The 20443-nt window shown below is 69.0% G+C and carries 16 protein-coding genes and 1 pseudogene; 1 reads left to right on the top strand and 16 read right to left on the bottom strand.

What is annotated here, in order from left to right:
* The 4 genes and pseudogenes from ACFWM7_RS08980 to ACFWM7_RS08965 form a co-directional block, all read right to left on the bottom strand.
* A pseudogene (locus ACFWM7_RS08980) lies at positions 1 to 532 on the bottom strand (hypothetical protein); the annotation flags it as partial.
* A gap of 175 nt (positions 533 to 707) precedes the next feature.
* A complete protein-coding gene (locus ACFWM7_RS08975) occupies positions 708 to 1265 on the bottom strand; it encodes a DUF6113 family protein (RefSeq protein WP_383256957.1) in 558 nt (185 codons plus the stop codon).
* On the bottom strand, positions 1262 to 2164 hold the full coding sequence (mshB, locus tag ACFWM7_RS08970; RefSeq protein ID WP_383256954.1) for an N-acetyl-1-D-myo-inositol-2-amino-2-deoxy-alpha-D-glucopyranoside deacetylase: 903 nt from the start codon (positions 2162 to 2164) through the stop codon (positions 1262 to 1264). Before mshB ends, ACFWM7_RS08975 begins: the two co-directional genes overlap by 4 nt.
* A gap of 93 nt (positions 2165 to 2257) precedes the next feature.
* Entirely contained in the window at positions 2258 to 2452 is a 195-nt protein-coding gene (locus ACFWM7_RS08965; RefSeq protein WP_010063247.1) for a hypothetical protein, read from the bottom strand.
* A 182-nt stretch (positions 2453 to 2634) separates the two neighbouring features.
* Here ACFWM7_RS08965 and ACFWM7_RS08960 point away from each other — a divergent pair, with 182 nt between their 5' ends.
* A complete protein-coding gene (locus tag ACFWM7_RS08960; RefSeq protein WP_383256950.1) occupies positions 2635 to 4761 on the top strand; it encodes a prolyl oligopeptidase family serine peptidase in 2127 nt (708 codons plus the stop codon).
* Between the two features lie 30 nt (positions 4762 to 4791).
* On the opposite strand, the gene ACFWM7_RS08955 is transcribed toward ACFWM7_RS08960, so the two are convergent.
* From ACFWM7_RS08955 to typA, 12 genes are all read right to left on the bottom strand, one after another.
* Positions 4792 to 5877 carry a hypothetical protein gene (locus ACFWM7_RS08955; protein ID WP_383256948.1) on the bottom strand — a complete coding sequence of 362 codons (1086 nt, stop codon included), beginning with the start codon at positions 5875 to 5877 and terminating at the stop codon, positions 4792 to 4794.
* Positions 5878 to 6080: 203 nt separating this feature from the next.
* On the bottom strand, positions 6081 to 7298 hold the full coding sequence (locus ACFWM7_RS08950; RefSeq protein ID WP_383256945.1) for an ABC transporter ATP-binding protein: 1218 nt from the start codon (positions 7296 to 7298) through the stop codon (positions 6081 to 6083).
* Positions 7288 to 8265: an ABC transporter ATP-binding protein gene (locus ACFWM7_RS08945; RefSeq protein ID WP_383256942.1), complete on the bottom strand. Its 978-nt coding sequence runs from the start codon at positions 8263 to 8265 to the stop codon at positions 7288 to 7290. The genes ACFWM7_RS08950 and ACFWM7_RS08945 overlap by 11 nt, the downstream gene beginning before the upstream one ends.
* Before the next feature lie 13 nt (positions 8266 to 8278).
* A complete protein-coding gene (locus tag ACFWM7_RS08940; RefSeq protein ID WP_383256939.1) occupies positions 8279 to 9274 on the bottom strand; it encodes an ABC transporter permease in 996 nt (331 codons plus the stop codon).
* Positions 9267 to 10190: an ABC transporter permease gene (locus ACFWM7_RS08935; RefSeq protein WP_047178619.1), complete on the bottom strand. Its 924-nt coding sequence runs from the start codon at positions 10188 to 10190 to the stop codon at positions 9267 to 9269. Before ACFWM7_RS08935 ends, ACFWM7_RS08940 begins: the two co-directional genes overlap by 8 nt.
* A gap of 117 nt (positions 10191 to 10307) precedes the next feature.
* Positions 10308 to 11942 carry an ABC transporter substrate-binding protein gene (locus tag ACFWM7_RS08930; RefSeq protein WP_383256937.1) on the bottom strand — a complete coding sequence of 545 codons (1635 nt, stop codon included), beginning with the start codon at positions 11940 to 11942 and terminating at the stop codon, positions 10308 to 10310.
* Between the two features lie 165 nt (positions 11943 to 12107).
* Positions 12108 to 13250, bottom strand: coding sequence for an ABC transporter ATP-binding protein (locus tag ACFWM7_RS08925; RefSeq protein WP_383256935.1), 1143 nt, complete (start codon positions 13248 to 13250; stop codon positions 12108 to 12110).
* Positions 13243 to 14301 carry an ABC transporter ATP-binding protein gene (locus ACFWM7_RS08920; protein WP_383256932.1) on the bottom strand — a complete coding sequence of 353 codons (1059 nt, stop codon included), beginning with the start codon at positions 14299 to 14301 and terminating at the stop codon, positions 13243 to 13245. Before ACFWM7_RS08920 ends, ACFWM7_RS08925 begins: the two co-directional genes overlap by 8 nt.
* Before the next feature lie 11 nt (positions 14302 to 14312).
* Entirely contained in the window at positions 14313 to 15269 is a 957-nt protein-coding gene (locus ACFWM7_RS08915; protein WP_383256930.1) for an ABC transporter permease, read from the bottom strand.
* Complete coding sequence (locus ACFWM7_RS08910; protein WP_383256927.1) at positions 15262 to 16191, bottom strand: ABC transporter permease; 930 nt, start codon at positions 16189 to 16191, stop codon at positions 15262 to 15264. Before ACFWM7_RS08910 ends, ACFWM7_RS08915 begins: the two co-directional genes overlap by 8 nt.
* Positions 16192 to 16319: 128 nt before the next feature.
* Entirely contained in the window at positions 16320 to 17936 is a 1617-nt protein-coding gene (locus ACFWM7_RS08905; protein WP_383256925.1) for an ABC transporter substrate-binding protein, read from the bottom strand.
* Between the two features lie 565 nt (positions 17937 to 18501).
* Complete coding sequence (gene typA, locus ACFWM7_RS08900) at positions 18502 to 20376, bottom strand: translational GTPase TypA (RefSeq protein WP_383256921.1); 1875 nt, start codon at positions 20374 to 20376, stop codon at positions 18502 to 18504.
* Positions 20377 to 20443: the final 67 nt, after the last annotated feature.

Below are 20443 nucleotides of genomic sequence, written 5' to 3'. Positions count from 1 at the left end.
GCCCGGGGGCCGGGGCCTTGCGCGGGGCGAACCAGTCGCTGCCGCTCTTCTCCCGGGCCGGCTTCTCCGTGGGCGTCGGGTCGGCGGCCGGGCCGCCGTCGCGGGACCGGTCCGCGGGCGCGCCGCCGTTCGAGCCGGCGCTCGGGCCGCCGGAGCGGTCCGAGGGTCCGGCGCCGGAAGCCGCTCCGGGTGCGGGCGGCGGCGTGCCGGGGCGCGGGGTCGCGCCGGTGCGCTCCGCGTCGGAACGGCCGTCGCCGGCGATGTCGCTCGCCGCCATCGGCGTACGCATCACGACCGGCGGGATGGGACGCGAGCCGGGGATGTTGATCCGGATGCGCGTCGTCAGCGTCGTCTCGGTCTTCGGTTCCTCGGGCCGGGGCGGATCCACGGATTCCGGGTTCTCGTCAGAGCCGTCCTGCGACGGGTGGAGCGACGGATACTGGCGGGATCCGTACGGCGGCGTACCCGAGGGGTACGCGGCTCCGCCGCGGCCCTGGGGCCCGGAGGACGAACTGTCAGTTTCACGACTCAAAGCAGGTTCTCCCGATTGGCTCCGCCGCCCGTACTTCCCCCATGCCGCAGGCCAGGGGACGGCTCGGCGCGCGCACCACCATACTGGCCGCCGCCGTCGGACACTCCGCGACCGGGTGAAACCTCCACCCGTGCATCACACCTGTGGGGGTCTCTCCGGACCCGGACTTGGCACTTCACGTACCGGACCGGCCGCTGTGGATGGCTGATTGCGGCACTTTCGAGGTGGTGGCGCACATCACAGCGACGGCCGTCCCGCCGAGCATGAAGAGCACCAGGCCGAGTTCGTCGCCGAAGACGTAGTCGCCCTCCGGCCGGCCGCTCAGCAGAAGGAACACCGTGATGAACCAGCCGGCCGCCGGGGCGAGCGCGCCGATCTGGGTGCGGGTCAGGATCCGCCCGCCGTAGAAGAGACCCGCCGATCCCGCCAGGGCGATGATCAACCCGCCCGGGAACCAGGCCGCTTGGACGAGGGTTCCGGCGAGGGCGACGAGCGCGCCGAGGACCGCGAGGCCCAAGTAGGCGGCGATCCGGGCCGGGTTCGGCCGGGCGGCGAAGCCGATCGGCTCGGGCTCCCTGGGCGGCGCGTTCCGTCGCGGCGCGTGGGAGGAACCGGCGCGGTCGCGGGCCTTACCTGGGTTCCCGCGGGCCTTGCTCAGGTTCCCGCGGTCCTTGCTCGGGTTTCCGCGGTTCTGGCTCGGGTTTCCACGGGCCTTTCCGGGGCTCTCGCTCATGCCGCGCCTCCCTCGGTGCCCGGGACGCCCGCGAACAGGTCGCTCTCGCGCTCCGGTCCCGCCACGCCGCGAACGCCGCGCACCAGTTGGTAGCACTCGGTCGTCAGCAGGGGCTGGCCGAGGTCGTTGGAGAGGGCGAAGAAGGGGCCGTCGACCGCGATCTGGGTGGCGTGGGCGCGCATCGCCGCCGACTTCGCCCCGGCGTACGCCGATCCGTCGATCTCCGCGGTGATCTGCTCCCCGCCGGTCACGCCCGGGACGTCGTCGACGGCGGCGATGCCGGGAAAGGCGTCGGGCGCGGTGGTGCGCAGCCGGTCGAAGGCGGCCTCCAGGGCCTCCAGCTCCACCCGGTTCCAGTAGATCTTCGCGACGGTGTGCGGTGCGTCGGAGCCGTACGCCGGGTCGGCGGCCAGGTCGGCGGCGCGCATCGCGACGCGGTGGGCCTGGATGTGGTCGGGGTGGCCGTAGCCGCCGTCCGGGTCGTAGGTGATCAGGACCTGGGGGCGGACCTCGCGGATCACCTCGACGAGGTGGGCCGCCGCCTCGTCCACCGGGGTCGACCAGAAGGAGCCGGGGCGGCCGTTCTGCTCGGCGCCCATCATCCCCGAGTCCCGGTAGCGGCCGGCCCCGCCGAGGAAGCGGTGGTCGTCGACGCCGAGCTCCTGCATCGCCGCGGCCAGCTCGCCGACGCGGTGGGGGCCCAGCGCGTCGTCCCGGTCGGCGGTGAGGCGGGCGAGCGCGGGCGGGATGACCTCGCCCTCCTCGCCGAGCGTGCACGTCACCAGGGTGACGTGGGCGCCCTCGGCCGCGTACCTGGCCATAGTGGCGCCGTTGTTGATCGCCTCGTCGTCGGGGTGCGCGTGCACGAGCAGCAGACGGCGGGCGGGGAGGTCCTTCATGGGGACCACCCTACGAGCCCGGAGGCCCCCCGCGCCCCCGACCCCGCACCCGCGGCCCCCCGGCCCGCGGCCCCACAGCTACGGGACGTCCGGTCAGAACTTGATGCTGCTGATCATCCCCGCCACGTTGGTCGTCAGATCGGAGATGGTCGGTGCGATGGACGAGCTCGCGATGTAGAACCCGAGCAGCATGCAGACCACCGCGTGTCCCCCCTTCAGTCCGGATTTCCGGATCAGCAGGAAGACGATGATCGCCAGCAGCACTACCGCCGAAATCGAGAGCGCCACGGCGGTTCACCTCCATCGGTACGTTCGGACGGTCGGAATGGGGGTACGCGGAGTCAGCAGGTTCCTACCCACCGAGCGCTACGGATCATAACTATCCGTGCCAACGCATTGATCGGGGCACAGCAGCACGAGGGGCGCACGAACCGTGCCGCGGGGCCGAGTTCGGCACTAGGTTCGTCGCCATGACCTCGCAGAAGCTGTCCTTTCCCCGCCAGCAAGCACGGACCCAGCGCTTCACTCTCGGCGCACCTCGCGCCTTCACCGTCTCACCGGACGAGACGCGGGTGATCTTCCTGCGGTCCGCGTCCGGAACGGACCGGACCAACCGGCTCTGGGTGCTCGACCCGGCGACCGGCGAGGAGCGCGTCGCCGCCGACCCCGAAGTGCTGCTGGGCGGTTCGGCGGAGAAGCTGTCGGCGCAGGAGCGGGCCCGGCGGGAGCGGACCCGGGAGGGCTCGTCCGGGATCGTCTCCTACGCGGTGGACGCGGCGGCGGAGTTGGCCGCGTTCGCCCTGTCCGGAAAGGTGTACGTGGCGGAGCTGCGGGCCGGGACCGCGCGGGCGCTGCCGGTGCCGGGCCCGGTGATCGACCCCCGCCCGTCCCCCGACGGCCGGCACATCGCGTACGTGGCCAAGGGCGCGCTGCGGGTCGTGGGCGCGGACGGCGAGGGCGACCGGGCGCTGGCCGAGCCGGAGGACCCCCAGGTCACCTATGGTCTGGCCGAGTTCATCGCGGCCGAGGAGATGCACCGCTACCGGGGCTTCTGGTGGTCGCCCGAGTCGGACCGGCTGCTGGTCGCGCGGGCCGACGACAGCCCCGTACAGCGGTGGTACATCGCCGATCCGGCGCACCCCGAGCGCAAGCCGGCCGAGGTCGCCTACCCGGCGGCGGGGACGCCCAACGCCGAGGTGCGGCTCTTCGTCATGGACCTGGCGGGGGCCCGTACGGAAGTGGTCTGGGACCGGGCCGCGTTCCCGTACCTGGCCCAGGTGCACTGGTCCTCCGCGGGTGCTCCGCTGCTGCTGGTGCAGGCCCGCGACCAGCGCAGTCAGCGGTATCTGGCGGTGGATCCGGAGACCGGCGCGACCCGGATCGTCCATGTCGACGAGGACCCGGTGTGGCTGGATCTCTTCCCCGGGGTGCCCGCGTGGGCGCCCGACGGGCGGCTGGTGCGGATCGCCGACGAGGGCGGGGCGCGGGTGCTGGCGGTCGGGGACCGGCTGCTCACCGGGTCGCAGCTGCACGTCCAGTCGGTGCTGGACATCGGGGATTCGGACCTCCTGATCTCCGCGGTGGCCGGTGAGGACGCGGTCGAGCCGGAGATCGGGCAGATCCATGTGTACCGGGTCAACGAGCTGGGAATCGAGCGGATTTCCGAAGGGGTGGGTGTGCACTCCGCGGTCCGCTCGGGCGGCCTCTCGGTCGTGGTCTCGGCCGTCCCCGAGGAGCCCGGAGCCGCCGCGTGGGTGGTGCGGGACGGCAAGCGGCTGGCCCGGGTCGCGAGTTCCGCCCAAGAGCCGGTGCTCTCCGCCCGCGTGACCCTCACCGAGGGGGGCGCACGGCGGATTCCGTGCGCCGTACTGCTCCCCTCGGACTACCAGGAGGCGGACGGTCCGCTTCCGGTCCTGATGGATCCGTACGGCGGTCCGCACGGCCGCCGGGTGGTCGCCGCCCACAACGCGCACCTGACCTCGCAGTGGTTCGCGGACCAGGGCTTCGCGGTGGTCGTGGCGGACGGGCGGGGCGCGCCGGGCCGCTCGCCGGGCTGGGAGAAGGCGGTACGGGACAACCTCGTGCTGACCATGGAGGACCAGGTCGAGGCGTTGCACGGGCTCGCGGACCGCTTCCCGCTCGATCTGTCCCGGGTGGCGATCCGCGGCTGGTCCTTCGGCGGGTATCTGGCGGGGCTCGCGGTGCTGCGGCGGCCCGACGTCTTCCACGCGGCGGTCGTGGGCGCGCCGGTGACGGACCAGCGGCTGTACGACACCCACTACACCGAGCGCTATCTCGGCGACCCGGCGCAGCAGCCCGAGGTGTACGCGTACAACTCGCTGCTCACCGACGACGGGCTGTCCGAGCCCGCCTCCGAGGTGCGGCCGATGATGATCGTGCACGGTCTGGCCGACGACAACGTGGTGGTCGCCCACGCCCTGCGGCTCTCCTCGGCGCTGCTGGCGGCAGGCCGCCCGCACGAGGTGCTGCCGCTGAGCGGGGTGACGCACATGACGCCGCAGGAGCAGGTCGCGGAGAACCTGCTCCTGCTCCAGGTGGACTTCCTCAAGCGGTCGCTGGGGCTGCCCGGAGCCTGAGCGGCCCGGCCCTCCCCGTCCGCCCCCGGCTCACCAGCGGGGCGGCGGGGAGGAGGAGGGCGGGGGCCCGAAGCCGCCCGGCGGGGGCCCGAAGCCGGGGGCCGGGGCGGACGACTGCCCGGGAGCCCCGGCCGGCTGACCGGGGATCCCGGCCGGCGGGTAGCCCGGGGGCTGGACGCCCCAGGGGCCGGCCCCGCCCCACGGGCCCGGGGGGCCGCCTACGGGGATCCGCTCGACGCCCTTGCGGGCGAGGAGGACGAGCACGGCGACCCCGGCGATGAGCGAGATGACGGAGCTCAGCGTGTTCAGCTGCGTCTCGATGTCCTGGGAGGTGAACCGCTCGTACAACTCGAAGCGGATGCCCCGCACCACGCCCAGCACACCGGACGAGAGCATGAACCCGCCCGCGATCAGGCCGAGCGGGCGCGCGTAGGCCGCTCCTGCGACCGCGCCGACGGCTGCCACCAGGAACATCAGGATGAGCACCACGTTGATCCAACCGGGCGGCGCCTCGGTCAGCGGGACGACCATGGGCCTCCCGCCCGTGAACCACGCGGGATACAGGTAATCCGGGTAGATGAAACCCTGCCGGATCTCCCAGCCCGCGAAGACCACCGCCTGGAACCCGAGGAGCAGGAACGCGGCCACCCCGGCTCCCCGGGCCGGTCCCGCGGGCCGCTCCTCGCCGTCCGCCACCGGCCGGCGGCCCGCCACCCCGACGACGACCATGGCGAGTCCGGCCAGCAGGGCCGCGTACGTGGTGAGCAGCGCCCGGTCGCGCAGTTCCTCCGGGAACGGGGAGTCGGCGATGGTCCAGACGCCGGGCAGCCGCACGGCGAACGTGACGATTCCGGTGGTGATCAGCACCGGCGACGCCTGGGCGGACCGGAGCACCGTAACAGCGGCGGCGGCATGGACGACCAGCAGGATGAGGGTGGTGGCGGTCGTGGTGAGCGACGGCATGCCCCAGGGGTTCGCGGCTCCCGCCCAGATGTCCCAGAGCATCTCCGGTCCGTCGACCACCTTGAAGTCCCGCACCAGCCAGGCGATGGCCATCAATGCCTGCACCGCGCACAGAACGGCGCCGGTGATTCCTGCTCCCCGTGTAAGTGTCACCCGCTGATACTCCATGGCCCCGAACGGATGAACAAGGCGTTCAGGGGGCGGGGCGGCTTCGGCGGGCGACCGGCCGGAGCGCCAGGACGACGCTCCGGCCGGACCACGGCACCCGCACGGCCGTACGCTGTTCAGCATGGGGCGTTCGTATATCGGAGCGGCGACGGCAGAGTTGCTTACTTGTTAACGATGCTGACGCCGGTTCATGATGTTTCGTCCTCCCCGGGCCGCCCCGGCTGTTCCTTCGGCTCCGCCGCCCCCGGGTCATCCGCCGGCCCCGGGACCTCCAGCTCGCCCTCCGGCGGCACCACGCGCTTCTCCTCCGCGAAGTGGCACGCCGAGTCGTGCCGGGCCGGGGTGTCCACGAGCCGGAACTCCGCGGGGACCGCCAGCAGCGGGACCTCCAGCGCGCACCGCTCCTGCGCCTTCCAGCAGCGGGTGCGGAAGCGGCAGCCGGAGGGGATGTTGGCGGGCGAGGGGACGTCGCCGTGCAGGATGATCCGTTCCCGGTGCTCGCGGGCGGTCGGGTCCGGTACGGGGACGGCGGACAGCAGCGCCTGGGTGTACGGGTGGGTGGGGTGGTCGTAGATCTCCGCGTCGGAGCCGATCTCCACGATCCGGCCGAGGTACATCACGCCGACCCGGTCGGAGATGTGCCGGACGATCGAGAGGTCGTGCGCGATGAAGACGAAGCTGAGGCTGAACTCCGCCTGGAGCCGGTCCAGCAGGTTGACCACCTGGGCCTGTACGGAGACGTCGAGCGCGGAGACCGGCTCGTCGGCGACGATGATCTCCGGGTTGAGTGCGAGGCCGCGGGCGATGCCGATGCGCTGGCGCTGGCCGCCGGAGAACTGGTGCGGATAGCGGTTGATGTACTCCGGGTTGAGCCCGACCACGTCCAGCAGGTCCTGGACCTTCTGCCGCCGGCTGCCCTTCGGGGCGACCTCGGGGTGGATCTCGTACGGCTCCCCGATGATGTCGCCGACCGTCATCCGCGGGTTCAGCGAGGTGTACGGGTCCTGGAACACCATCTGGATGTTGCGGCGGACCGCCTTCAGCGCCCGCCCCGACAGCTTGGAGATGTCCTCGCCCTTGTAGCGGATCGCCCCGGCGGTGGGGCGTTCCAGGTGGACGAGCATCTTGGCGACGGTCGACTTGCCGCAGCCCGACTCCCCCACGATGCCCAGCGTCTCGCCCGCGTACAGGTCGAAGTCGACGCCGTCGACGGCCCGGACCGCGCCGATCTGCCGCTTGAAGAGGATGCCCTGGGTGAGCGGGTAGTGCTTGGCGAGGCCGCGCACCTGGAGGATCGGGTCGCCCTCGACGTACGGGGCGGTGGCGTCCTCGCTCGCCTCGGAGAGGAGGGTGGAGCCGGCCGCGCCCGCACCGGTCCCCGCACTCCCGTCGCGGTCAGCGTGCATCGAGCGTCTCCTTCCAGAAGTGGCAGGCGCTCCGGCGCTGTTCGTCGACCTCGTAGAGCGGCGGCACATCGCTGCGGCACATGTCCCGGGCCTGCGGGCAGCGGGGGTTGAAGGCGCAGCCGGGCGGGATGCGGGTGAGGTTGGGCGGCAGGCCCTTGATCGCGTACAGCTCCTGGCCCTTCTGGTCCAGGCGCGGGATCGATTTCAGGAGGCCCTTGGTGTACGGGTGGGCGGGTGCCTTGTAGATCTCGTGGACGGGGGCGGTCTCGACGATGCGGCCCGCGTACATCACGGCGATCTTGTCGGCGACGTCGGCGACGACGCCGAGGTCGTGGGTGATCAGGATGAGGCCCATGTTCAGCTCGCGCTGGAGTTCGGCGAGGAGGTCCATGACCTGGGCCTGGACGGTGACGTCGAGGGCGGTGGTCGGCTCGTCGGCGATGATCAGGGACGGTTCCAGGGCCATCGCCATGGCGATCATGATGCGCTGGCGCATCCCGCCGGAGAACTGGTGCGGATAGCTGTTGACCCGGTCCTTGGCGGCGGGGATGCGGACCCGGTCCATCAGCTCGACCGCCCTGGCCTTGGCGTCCTTGCGGGACATGCCGCGGTGCACGACGAACATCTCGCCGAGCTGCTGGCCGACGGTGAGGACCGGGTTCAGCGAGGAGAGGGCGTCCTGGAAGATCATGGCCATCTCCTGGCCGCGGATCTTGCGCCGCTCGTCCGGCTTGAGCTTCAGCAGGTCCTGGTCCTTGAAGAGGATCTCCCCGCCGGCGATCTTCCCGGGCGGCATGTCGAGGATGCCCATGATCGCCTGGGCGGTGACGGACTTGCCGGAGCCGGACTCGCCGAGGACGGCGAGCGTCTCGCCCTCGGCCACCGAGTAGTTGACCCCGTTGACGGCCTTGGCGACGCCTTCGCGGGTGTGGAACTCCACGTACAGATCGCGCACTTCGAGCAACATGACAACCGGCTCCTCAGCGCAGCTTGGGGTCGAGGGCGTCGCGCACCGCGTCGCCGAGCATGATGAACGCGAGCACGGTGACCGCCAGCGCTCCGGCGGGCCAGAGCAGCATGTGCGGGGCGTTGCGGATGTAGTTGGCGGCGGCGGAGATGTCGATGCCCCAGGAGACGGCCGGGTCCTTCAGGCCGACGCCGAGGAACGAGAGGGTCGCCTCCAGCGAGATGTACGTGCCGAGCGCGATGGTCGCCACGACGATGACGGGCGCGATGGCGTTCGGGGTGATGTGGCGCAGCATCATGCGGGAGTTGGAGGCGCCGAGCGCGCGGGCCGCCTGGACGTAGTCGTTCTGTTTGGCGGTGATGACCGAGCCGCGGGCGATGCGGGCGATCTGGGGCCAGCCGAGCAGGACGATGAAGCCGACGACGGGCCAGACGGTGGAGCTGGTGACGACGGAGAGGAAGACCAGGCCGCCGAGGACGACGGGGATGCCGAAGAAGACGTCGGTGAGGCGGGAGAGGATCGAGTCCCACCAGCCGCCGAAGAAGCCCGCGAGTCCGCCGAAGAGACTGCCGAGGATCGCGACGCCGAGCGTGGCGCAGACGCCCACGGTCACCGAGGTCCGGGTGCCGTAGACGACGCGGGTGTAGACGTCGCGGCCCTGCGGGTCGAAGCCGAAGGGATGGCCGGGCTCGGAGCCCTTCTGGGCGTCGTCCAGGTTGGCCTGGAGGGGGTCGCCGCTCGCGATGAGCGAGGGCCAGATCGAGATGATCACCAGGAAGAGGATGACCAGCGAGGAGATGATGAAGACGGGGTTGCGCCGCAGGTCGCGCCAGGCATCCGACCAGAGGCTGCGCGGCTTTCCGGCCGGCCCGGCGCCGTCGGCACCGTCCGGGTTCTTCTCCAGGCTGGCGCCCTCTTCCAGGGCGAGGTCCGTCGCGCCGCCGGCGCCCGCCGGGGAGATCGCTTCGTCCGGTGACTGCGACGGCTCCGATGACTGCGGCTCAGGCATAGCGGATCCTCGGGTCGAGTACGGCGTACAGGAGGTCGACGATCAGGTTGGCGGCCAGGAAGACGAGGACGAGGATCGTGACGAAGCCGACGACGGTCTGGGAGTTCTGCCGCAGGATGCCCTGGTAGAGCTGGTAGCCGACGCCGTGGATGTTGAAGATCCGCTCGGTGACGATGGCCCCGCCCATCAGCGCGCCCACGTCGGTGCCGATGAAGGTGACGACGGGGATGAGCGAGTTGCGCAGCAGGTGCCGTACGACGACCCGGCGGCGGGGCAGGCCCTTGGCGACGGCGGTGCGTACGTAGTCGGCGCGGGCGTTCTCGGCGATCGAGGTCCGGGTGAGCCGGGTGACGTAGGCGAGCGAGACCGAGGCGAGGACCAGCCCGGGGACGAGGAGTTCGTCGAAGGTGGGGTCGGCGGAGACCGAGGGCTTGATGATGCCCCACTTGACGCCCAGGAGGAGCTGGAGCAGCAGGCCGGTGACGAAGGTCGGGATGGCGATGACGACCAGCGTCAGGATGAGGACGGTGGTGTCGACGGGGCGGCCGCGCCGCAGGCCGGTGACGACGCCGAGGCTGATGCCGATGACGACCTCGAAGACGACCGCGACGATGGTGAGCCGGATCGTGATGGGGAAGGCGGTGGCCATCAGCTCGGTGACCTTCTGCCCGTTGAACGCGGTGCCGAAGTCGCCGGTGAACACGTTGCCCATGTAGGTGAGGTATTGCTGCCAGACCGGCTTGTCGAGGCCGAACTCGGAGCGCAGCTGGGCGGCGGTGGCCGGGTCGCACTGGCGGTCGCCGCAGAGGCCCGCGATGGGGTCGCCCATCACGTTCACCATGAGGAAGATCAACAGCGTGGTGCCGAAGAAGACGGGGATCATCTGCAGCAGCCGCCGGATCACATAACGTCCCATGAGGGGCTCCGGGGGTCGGGGCGAGCGGTGCCGGACGGTGGGTGCGCGGACGGAGCGGGGAGCACGGACGGCCGGGGCGCGTGTCGGGCGTCCCGGCCGTGCGCGTCGCTCAGCGCGTCACTTGACGGTGATCTCTTCGTAGACCGGGACGCTGAACGGGTTCAGCGCGACGTTGTCGACCCGGTCCGAGTAGCCCGCGCTGCCGTTCTGGTACCAGAGGGGGATGACCGGCATCTCCGTGACGAGGATCTTCTCCGCGTCCTGGAAGGTGGTGACGGCCTTCGCCTTGTCGCTCTCGGCGTTGGCCTTGTCGACCAGGTCGTCGAACTCCTCGTTGCTCCACTTGCCGTCGTTGGACGGGGCGTTGGTGTAGTAGAGCGGCTGGAGGAAGTTCTGGATGAGCGGGTAGTCCATCTGCCAGCCCGCGCGCCAGGCACTGGTCAGCTTCTGGGTGGAGACCTGGGCGCGGAAGTCGGCGAAGGTGCCGACGGGCCCGCCGACGCACGCCTTGTTGTTGCCCATGACGTTGTTGATGCTGTTGCAGACGGCGTCGACCCACTCCTTGTGGGAGCCGGTGTCCGCGTTGTACGAGATCTTCAGCTGGCCGCCGGGGATGCCGCCGCCCTCGTCGATCAGCTTCTTGGCCTCGGCCTTGTTGTACGTGCACTCCTTGCCGCAGAGCCCTTCCTTGAAGCCGCCGTCCGCGCCGAGGACCGGGGAGGTCCAGTCGGAGGCGGGCGTGCGGGTCTTCTGGAAGATCTGGTCGGTGATCTGCGGCCGGTTGATCGCCATCGACAGGCCCTGGCGGACCTTGCGCGCGTCGTCGGTGTCCCATTCCGCCTCGTAGAACGGGAAGGAGATGGTTTGGATGATGCCGGCGGGGGTGTTGATGTACCGGTCGCCGAGGTCCGCCTCGACGTTGCGGAGCTGGGAGGCCGGCACGTCGTCGACGAGGTCGAGGTTGCCCGCCGTCAGGTCGGTGTAGGCGGTGTTGTTGTCGGTGAAGACCTTGAGGTCGACGCCGCCGTTCTTCGCCTTGTCGTCGCCCGGGTAGTCGTCCCACCTGCGCAGGTTCATCGAGGAGCCCTTGGCGTACGACTCGATGGTGTACGGGCCGTTCCCGACGGGCTTGGAGAGCCAGGCGTCGTGGTCGTCGTAGAACGCCTTGGGCAGCGGGACGAAGGCGGAGTAGCCGAGGGTGTCGGGCCACAGGGAGAACTTCTGGGTGAGCTTGGCGGTGAAGGTCAGGTCGTCGACGACCTTCAGCCCTGACAGGGTCTCGGCGGAGGCGGAGCCGGACTCGGGGTGGACCTTGTCGTAGCCCTCGATGTACTGGAAGAAGTAGGCGTTCTTCTGGTTGTTCTTCAGGGCCGCGCCGTAGTTCCAGGCGTCGACGAAGGAGTTGGCGGTGACCTTCTCGCCGTTGGAGAACGTCCAGCCGTCCTTGAGCTTTACCGTGAAGTTCTGGGAGTCCGTCGAGTCGATGGACTCGGCGACCATGTTCTGGGCCTCGCCGGTCTTCGGGTCGTAGCGGATCAGCCCGCGGAAGACCATGTCGAGGACCTTGCCGCCCTGGACCTCGTTGGTGTTGGCGGGCTCCAGCGGGTTCTGCGGGTCTCCCCAGGAGGAGCTGACGATGCCGTCGGCGCCGCCGCCACCGCTGCCGCCGTCACCACCGCCGCCGCAGGCCGTCGCTGCCAGGGCGACGGCCACCGCACATGCGGCCCACCTGACCTGTGTGGCTCCGCGCATGAAGTGCCTCCTAGAGTCATCGAGTAGCTCAATTCCTCATATCACCGCATTACGTGACGTAGCGCATGCGGGGTTGCCCCGTACGGGCAGGAGGGCGGCGGACACGACGAAGACCCGGCCCCCTCGGAAGGGGCCGGGCCTGGGTCGTTCAACCTGCGGGAGCGGTTACGCCGCGTGCACGACGTCCTTCTCCTCGGCGAAGTGGCACGCCGACTCGTGCGCGGCCGGGGTGGCCGCCGAGACGAAGCGCTCGGGGATCGCCAGCAGGGGCTCCTCCGTCGCGCAGCGCTCCTCCGCCTTCCAGCAGCGGGTGCGGAAGCGGCAGCCCGAGGGCGGGTTCGCCGGTGACGGGACGTCTCCGGTCAGGATGATCCGGTCGCGTCCCTCGCGGGCCGACGGGTCCGGAACCGGGACTGCCGACAGCAGCGCCTGGGTGTAGGGGTGCGTCGGGTGGTCGTAGATCTGCGTGTCCGTGCCGATCTCGGCCATCTTGCCGAGGTACATCACGCCGACCCGGTCGGAGATGTGCCGGACGATGGACAGGTCGTGCGCGATGAAGAGGTAGGACAGGTTGAACTCGTCCTGGAGCTTCTCCATCAGGTTGATGACCTGCGCCTGCACCGACACGTCGAGCGCGGAGACCGGCTCGTCGCAGATGATGATCTCCGGGTTGAGCGCGAGGCCGCGGGCGATCCCGATGCGCTGGCGCTGGCCGCCGGAGAACTGGTGCGGGTACCGGTTGATGTACTCCGGGTTCAGACCCACGACGTCCAGGAGCTCCTGGACCCGGCGGCGCCGGTCGCCCTTCGGGGCCACCTCGGGGTGGATCTCGAAGGTCTCCCCGATGATGTCGCCGACCGTCATACGCGGGTTCAGCGAGGTGTACGGGTCCTGGAACACCATCTGGATGTTGCGGCGGACCGCCTTCAGCGCGCGCCCGGACAGCTTGGTGATGTCCTGGCCCTTGTAGAAGACCTCGCCGGCCGTCGCCCGCTCCAGGGTCATCAGGAGCTTGGCGACCGTGGACTTGCCACAGCCGGACTCGCCCACGATGCCCAGGGTCTCACCGGCGTACAGGTCGAAGGAGATCCCGTCGACGGCCTTGACCGCGCCGATCTGCTTCTTGAAGAGGATGCCCTGCGTCAGCGGGAAGTGCTTGACGAGGTTCCGCACCTGGAGGATCGGCTCGCCCTGGACGGCGCGCGCGTCGAGGGCGGCTACGGCCTCCGCCTCGGTCGCGGCGTCCACGGTCTCCACGTCGGAGACGTTCGGCGTGGCGTCCACGGGCTCCTTCTTGAGCTCAGCCATGGATCGTCTCCTTCCAGAAGTGGCACGCGCTGCCGCGGCCGACCAGCTCGAGGCCGTCCTGCTCGGTCACCGGGTACAGGGGCGGGGTGTCCGTACGGCAGATGTCCTGCGCCTTGGGACAGCGCGGATTGAAGGCACACCCGGAGGGGATGCGCGTGAGGTTGGGCGGCAGACCCTTGATCGCGTAGAGCTCCTGGCCCTTCTGGTCCAGGCGCGGGATCGAGTCCAGCAGACCCTTGGTGTACGGGTGCGCCGGGCGGCTGTACAGCTCACCGACCGGGGCCGTCTCCACGATCCGGCCCGCGTACATCACGGCGATCTTGTCCGCGACGTCGGCGACGACGCCGAGGTCGTGGGTGATCAGGATCAGACCCATGTTGTACTCGCGCTGGAGCTCGGCCAGCAGGTCCATGACCTGGGCCTGCACCGTCACGTCGAGCGCGGTGGTCGGCTCGTCCGCGATGATCAGGTCGGGCTCCAGGGCCAGCGCCATGGCGATCATGATGCGCTGGCGCATACCGCCGGAGAACTGGTGCGGGTAGTCCGAGATACGGGCCGCCGCCGCCGGGATCTTGACCTGGTCCATCAGCTCGATGGCCTTGGCCTTGGCCTCCTTCTTGGACAGGCCCTGGTGCACGCGGAACATCTCGCCGAGCTGATAACCCACGGAGAGGACCGGGTTCAGCGAGGACAGCGCGTCCTGGAAGATCATCGCGATCTTGCGGCCGCGGATCTTCCGGCGCTCCTCGGCGGACATTTTCAGCATGTCCTGGCCGCGGAAGAGGATCTCGCCCTGCGTGATCTTCCCGGGCGGCATGTCGAGAATGCCCATGATGGTCTGCGCGGTCACGGACTTGCCGGAGCCGGACTCGCCGAGCACCGCGAGGGTCTCGCCGGCGCTGACGGTGTAGTTCACACCGTTGACCGCCTTGGCCACGCCGTCGCGGGTGTGGAACTCCACGTGCAGGTCACGGACGTCGAGCAGTGGACCGTCGCCACTCACGGACTCCCGCGGTGCGGGGACGTGAGCCGTCTTGTCGATGGTGGTCACGAACGCCTCCCTCAGCGCATCTTGGGGTCGAGGGCGTTGCGGACCGCATCGCCGAACATCAGGAAGGACAGCACCGTGATCGAGACCATCACCGAGGGGATGACCAGGACGTACGGCGCGTTGCGGAGCTGGTCCTTCGCAGCGGACACATCGATGCCCCACGAGACCGTCGGCTCGGCGAGGCCGATGCCGAGGAACGACAGGGTGGCCTCGGCGGCGATGTAACCGCCGAGCGCGATGGTGGCGACCACGATCACCGGAGCGATGGCGTTCGGCAGGATGTGCCGCGTCAGGATCCGGGTGGTGGAGGCGCCGAGCGCCTTGGCGGCGACCACGTAGTCGGCCTGCTTGATCGTGATGACCGAGCCACGGGCGACACGCGCGATCGACGTCCAGCCGAGGAAGGCCATCGACAGGATGACGACCCAGACGGAGCGCTCCTCGAAGGTGGTCAGGATGACCATGGCGCCGACGATGAAGGGGACGCCGAAGAAGACGTCGGTGATGCGGGACAGGATCGTGTCGATCCAGCCGCCGAAGTAACCGGCGATCATGCCGATGACCAGGCCGGTGATGGTGACCGCGATGGTCACGACCACGCCGACGGTGATCGAGGCGCGGGCCCCGTAGACGACACGCGCGTAGATCGAGCGTCCCTGGACGTCGTATCCGAGCCAGTCGGGGGCGAAGAAGTGGCCCCAGTTCGGGTGCTGGAGGTAGTGCTCGGCCAGGTTGGCGTCCCGCGGCGAGGCGCTGGTGAACAGCCCCGGGAAGATCGCCATGATGGCGAGCAGCAGGATCAGCACCATCGAGATGAGGAAGAGCGGGTTGCGGCGCAGGTCGTGCCAGGCGTCCGACCAGAGGCTGCGCGGCTTGCCGGGCGCGGGGCCGGCGTCCGTCGCGGCGGGCGTCTGGTCGACGGCGGCCGGAACGTCGGTGCTCTTGGTGAGTGCGGTGGTGTCAGGCATACCGGATCCTCGGGTCCAGGACCGCGTAGAGCAGGTCGACGAGCAGGCTGCAGACGAGATAGACGATGACGAGCAGCGTCACGACGCCGACGACGGTCGCGCCTTCACGCTTGGACAGGGCCTCGAAGACGAGCGATCCGACGCCCTTGATGTTGAAGATGCCCTCGGTCACGATCGCGCCGCCCATCAGGGCGCCGATGTCGGTGCCGAGGAAGGTGACGACCGGGATGAGCGAGTTGCGCATCAGGTGCACGCCGATGACACGGCGGCGGGGCAGCCCCTTGGCGACAGCCGTACGCATGTAGTCGGCGCGGATGTTCTCGGCGACCGAGGTACGGGTGAGCCGGGCCACGTACGCGAGTGAGAGCGACGCCAGCACGATGGCCGGCATGATCAACTCGGTGTTCGTCGGTTCGAGACTCACGTTGGGCTTGGCGATGCCGAGCTGGAACGCGAAGAAGTACTGGACGAGGAAGCCCAGCACGAAGGACGGCATGGAGATCAGCACCAGCGTCAGGCCGAGCAGGCTGCGGTCCCGGATGGACTCGGCCTTCAGGCCGGCGACGATGCCGAGCGAGATCCCGGCGACGACCGTGAAGACGAAGGCGAAGATCGCCAGTCTGACGGTGATCGGGTAAGCGTCGGCGATGACTTCGGCGACCGGGCGCTGCGTTCCGATCTGGTTGCCGAGGTCGCCCTGGAACAGATTGCCCAGGTAGTTCAAATACTGCTGCCAGATCGGCTGGTCCAAGCCCAGATCCGCCTTCAGGGCGGCGATCTGGGTAGCGTCTACGTGCTGTTCACCGGCAAGAGCTCTGACGGGGTCGCCGGGCAGTGCGTACATCATCAGGAAGACCAGCAGGGTCGACCCGATGAAGACCGGGATCATCTGGAGCAGTCGTCGTGCGACATAGCGCCCCATGGGTGCCTCCGTGTGGGGATAACTGCGGCGCGGGGGCCGCCTCTTGGCAGAGACGACCCCCGTGCCTCCGGCCGCGCCGATGGCCGGCGCGGGCGGATGACGGCCAGTTGGGGAATGACCCGCAGGCGTTACTTGGTGGTGACGCCGGTCAGTTCGAGGTCACCGTGGAAGTCGACCTTGACGTTGTCGACGTTCTTGCCGTGGCCGCCGTTGATGGCGTAGTACCAGAGCGGGATGGCGGGCATCTTGTCCACCAGGGCCTTCTCGACCTCCTGGTAGGCGGCGACGGACTCCTCCAGGGAGTCGGCCTTGTCGCCCTTCGCCATCAGCTCGTCGATCTCCTTGTCGGCGAACCGACCGTTGTTCGACTCCGCCTTGGAGTGGTAGAGCTCCTTGAGGAAGTTCACGTTGACGGGGTAGTCGGCCACCCAGCCACCGCGGTAGAAGCTCTTGACCTCGTTGTTGTCACGCGCTTCGAGGTCGGTCGGGAAGTCCGGCTTGGCGTCGCCCACGCAGTCGACCCCGGTGGCGTTGCGGATGGACTCGCAGACAGCGGTCACCCACTCCTTGTGCCCACCGTCGGCGTTGTACTGGATGGCGATCTTGTTCTCCGGGACACCGCCGCCGGCCTTGATGAGCTCCTTGGCCTTGGCCGGGTTGAACTTCAGGATGTCCGAGTCGAGGGTCTGGTTGCCCTTGACCTGCGGAGGCGTGAAGCTCGTCGCCGGGATGCGCGTGCCGTTCAGGACGGTCTTCGTGATGGTGTCACGGTCGATCGCCATGGACAGACCCTGGAGGACCTTGGGGTCGATGTCCTTGAACGTCTTCGAGTAGAACGCCGGGTTCAGCGACTGGATCGCCGCGTACGGCTGGTCGATCGCGCCGTCACCGAGGTCCGTCTTGTACTTCGGGAGGTCACGCGGGCCGACCTGGCGGATCATGTCCAGGTTGCCGGAGATGACGTCGGAGTACGCGGCCTCGACGGTCGAGTAGTTCTTGAACTGGATGCCCTTGTTGGCAGCCTTGTTCGGGCCCTGGTACTCGTCCCAGGCCTTGACCTGGATGAGCTTCTTGTGGGTCCACTTCTCGAACGTGTACGGGCCGTTGCCGATCGGCTTCTGGCCGAACGCCTTCGGGTCGTCGTAGAAGACCTTGGGCAGCGGCGCGAACGTCGCGTAGCCGAGCTTGTAGTTGAAGTACGGGACCTTGTTGCTCAGCTCGATCGTGAACGTGGTGTCGTCCACGGCCTTCAGGCCGGACATCTCCTTGGCCTTGGGCGCACCCTTCTCGGGGTGGACGTCCTCGTAGCCCTTGATGTCGGAGAACCAGAACGCGTTCTGCTGCTTGTTGTCGACGTTGGCGTACCAGTTCCACGCGTCGATGTACGACTGCGCGGTCACGGCCTCACCGTTGTGGAACTTCCAGCCGGACTTGAGCTTGACGGTCCACGTCTGGGAGTCCTCGGTCTCGACGGACTCGGCGTTCGTGAGAACGATCTCGCCCTTGTCGTCGAAGTCCAGCAGCTGGGTGAACAGCGACTGGATGACGTAGGAGCCGTTGCTCTCGTTCGTGTCGGCCGGCATCAGAGGCTTCTGGGGCTCACCGACGTCGATCGAGACGTACCCGGCGGGCTGACCCGACGTGTTCTTCTTGCCTTCGTCACCGCTGTCGCCGCCACAGGCAGTCGCGGCCAGGGCGATGATTGCCGCTCCCGCGACCCACTTGGCGCTCTTGGCACCGCGCATGGGTTTCCTCCTCATGAGTCCACTTTTGACTACAAGAAGGGCACTGGAGAGATTCACCGACACCCCTGACGGTGATCGTTCAGTGCCCCGAGTGTGCTCGTGAGTCGGCACTCCCCACAGTGCGTGACCCATTGACCCGAGCTCAATGGAGCCAACTATTGAGTACGGCCGAGCTGTAAACCACACTTAAAGGGTCTCGGTTTGACAACATCAGACCTGCCCGTGTGCCCGAAATCCGGACAAAGTGATCCCAGACAGACACGCCCGAAACGGACTGTTAACACATGTTCCGGAGAGCGACCCCCGATATCCGGACACCCCGGTCAGGAAAAGGGATTGACGAAGGCCCGGCCCACCACAGTGTCCGTGGTGGGCCGGGCCTTCTGTCAATGCCTGTGCTGACGGTCCGTCCGACGCGGTCCGGGGGGTGCGTGGAGGTCTCCGCATACGGAGCGTACGGCTCCGGGTTTCCTGGAGCCGTACGCGGGACCGCCCGGAAGCCCACAGGGGCGTCCGGGCGGTCCTTCAGGGCCTGGGCCTGGGCCTGGGCCTGGTGGGGGCGCTATCAGCCGTGCTTGGCGCGCGAGGCCGTGCGGCCGCGCTGCTTGGCGTCCAGGACGACCTTGCGGATACGCACGGTCTCCGGGGTCACCTCGATGCACTCGTCCTCGCGGCAGAACTCCAGGGACTGCTCCAGCGACAGCTTGCGGGCCGGGACCACGTTCTCCGTGGTGTCCGCGGAGGCCGCACGCATGTTGGTGAGCTTCTTCTCCTTGGTGATGTTCACGTCCATGTCGTCGGCGCGGGAGTTCTCGCCGACGATCATGCCCTCGTAGACCTCGGTGCCGGCCTCGGTGAAGATGACACCGCGCTCCTGGAGGTTGACCATCGCGAACGGCGTGACGGAGCCCGAACGGTCGGCCACCAGCGAGCCGTTGTGACGGGTGCGCAGCTCGCCGAACCACGGCTCGTGGCCCTCGAAGATGGAGTGCGCGATGCCGGTGCCGCGGGTCTGCGTCAGGAACTCCGTACGGAAGCCGATGAGGCCGCGGGACGGCACGATCCACTCCATGCGCACCCAGCCGGAGCCGTGGTTCGTCATGGTCTCCATACGGCCCTTGCGGGTCGCCATGAGCTGCGTGATGGCGCCGAGGTGCTCCTCGGGCGAGTCGATCGTCATGCGCTCGATCGGCTCGTGGGTCTTGCCGTCGATCTGCTTGGTGACGACCTCGGGCTTGCCGACGGTCAGCTCGAAGCCCTCGCGGCGCATCTGCTCGACCAGGATGGCGAGCGCCAGCTCACCACGGCCCTGGACCTCCCAGGCGTCGGGGCGCTCGGTGTCCAGGACGCGGAGCGAGACGTTACCGATCAGCTCGCGGTCGAGGCGGTCCTTCACCTGACGGGCGGTGACCTTGTGGCCCTTGCCGCCCTTGCCGACGAGCGGCGAGGTGTTGGTGCCGATGGTCATCGAGATCGCCGGCTCGTCGACCGTGATCAGCGGGAGCGCGATCGGGTTCTCGGGGTCGGCCAGGGTCTCGCCGATCATGATGTCCGGGAATCCGGCGACGGCGCAGATGTCGCCCGGGCCCGCCACCTCGGCCGGCTTGCGGGTGAGCGCCTCGGTCATCATCAGCTCGGTGATGCGGACGTTGGACATGGTGCCGTCACGCTTGATCCAGGTGACGGTCTGGCCCTTGCGCAGCTCGCCCTGCTCGACGCGGCAGAGCGCGATACGGCCGAGGAAGTTGTCGGCGTCCAGGTTGGTGACGTGGGCCTGGAGCGGCGCGTCCGCGTCGAACTCGGGGGCCGGGACGTGCGACAGGATCGTGTTGAAGAACGGCTCCAGGTTCTCGCTGTCCTGCGGGACGGTGCCGTCCTCGGGCTTCGTCAGCGAGGCGACGCCGTCACGGGCGCAGGCGTAGACGATCGGGAACTCGATCTGGTCCTCGTCCGCGTCCAGGTCCAGGAACAGGTCGTACGTCTCGTCGACGACCTCGGCGATCCGGGAGTCGGGGCGGTCCGTCTTGTTGATGCAGAGGATGACCGGCATCCGCGCGGCCAGCGCCTTGCGCAGCACGAAGCGGGTCTGGGGCAGCGGGCCCTCGGAGGCGTCGACGAGCAGCACGACGGCGTCCACCATCGACAGACCACGCTCGACCTCGCCACCGAAGTCGGCGTGACCGGGGGTGTCGATGATGTTGATCGTGATCGGATCCCCGCCGTCCTTGGGGTGATACTTCACCGCCGTGTTCTTGGCGAGGATCGTGATGCCCTTCTCACGCTCCAGGTCGTTCGAGTCCATCATGCGGTCGTCGAGCGACTCGGCAGCGTGCGCGGCGAAGGAGCCGGCCTGCTTGAGCATGGCGTCGACCAGCGTGGTCTTGCCGTGGTCGACGTGGGCGACGATGGCTACGTTACGGATGTCGTGGCGCGTGGGCATGGGTGGCTTGCGCTTCTCTCGGATCGTGGGATCAGGCGTCTCAGTCGGTCTTCGAGTCCTCGTACGC

Source organism: Streptomyces sp. NPDC058375, assembly GCF_042723425.1.
Taxonomy (GTDB): Bacteria; Actinomycetota; Actinomycetes; order Streptomycetales; family Streptomycetaceae; genus Streptomyces; species Streptomyces durocortorensis.
The sequence above is the reverse complement of the archived record's forward strand: the minus strand, read 5'-3'. Positions and strand labels throughout refer to the sequence as shown.

Bases quoted from the DNA above. Each gene is read 5' to 3' on its own strand.
- ACFWM7_RS08975 (WP_383256957.1), bottom strand. From the start codon at position 1,265: ATGAGCGAGAGCCCCGGAAAGGCCCGTGGAAACCCGAGCCAGAACCGC.
- mshB (WP_383256954.1), bottom strand. From the start codon at position 2,164: ATGAAGGACCTCCCCGCCCGCCGTCTGCTGCTCGTGCACGCGCACCCC.
- ACFWM7_RS08960 (WP_383256950.1), top strand. From the start codon at position 2,635: ATGACCTCGCAGAAGCTGTCCTTTCCCCGCCAGCAAGCACGGACCCAG.
- ACFWM7_RS08950 (WP_383256945.1), bottom strand. From the start codon at position 7,298: ATGCACGCTGACCGCGACGGGAGTGCGGGGACCGGTGCGGGCGCGGCC.
- ACFWM7_RS08945 (WP_383256942.1), bottom strand. From the start codon at position 8,265: ATGTTGCTCGAAGTGCGCGATCTGTACGTGGAGTTCCACACCCGCGAA.
- ACFWM7_RS08940 (WP_383256939.1), bottom strand. From the start codon at position 9,274: ATGCCTGAGCCGCAGTCATCGGAGCCGTCGCAGTCACCGGACGAAGCG.
- ACFWM7_RS08935 (WP_047178619.1), bottom strand. From the start codon at position 10,190: ATGGGACGTTATGTGATCCGGCGGCTGCTGCAGATGATCCCCGTCTTC.
- ACFWM7_RS08930 (WP_383256937.1), bottom strand. From the start codon at position 11,942: ATGCGCGGAGCCACACAGGTCAGGTGGGCCGCATGTGCGGTGGCCGTC.
- ACFWM7_RS08925 (WP_383256935.1), bottom strand. From the start codon at position 13,250: ATGGCTGAGCTCAAGAAGGAGCCCGTGGACGCCACGCCGAACGTCTCC.
- ACFWM7_RS08915 (WP_383256930.1), bottom strand. From the start codon at position 15,269: ATGCCTGACACCACCGCACTCACCAAGAGCACCGACGTTCCGGCCGCC.
- ACFWM7_RS08910 (WP_383256927.1), bottom strand. From the start codon at position 16,191: ATGGGGCGCTATGTCGCACGACGACTGCTCCAGATGATCCCGGTCTTC.
- ACFWM7_RS08905 (WP_383256925.1), bottom strand. From the start codon at position 17,936: ATGCGCGGTGCCAAGAGCGCCAAGTGGGTCGCGGGAGCGGCAATCATC.
- typA (WP_383256921.1), bottom strand. From the start codon at position 20,376: ATGCCCACGCGCCACGACATCCGTAACGTAGCCATCGTCGCCCACGTC.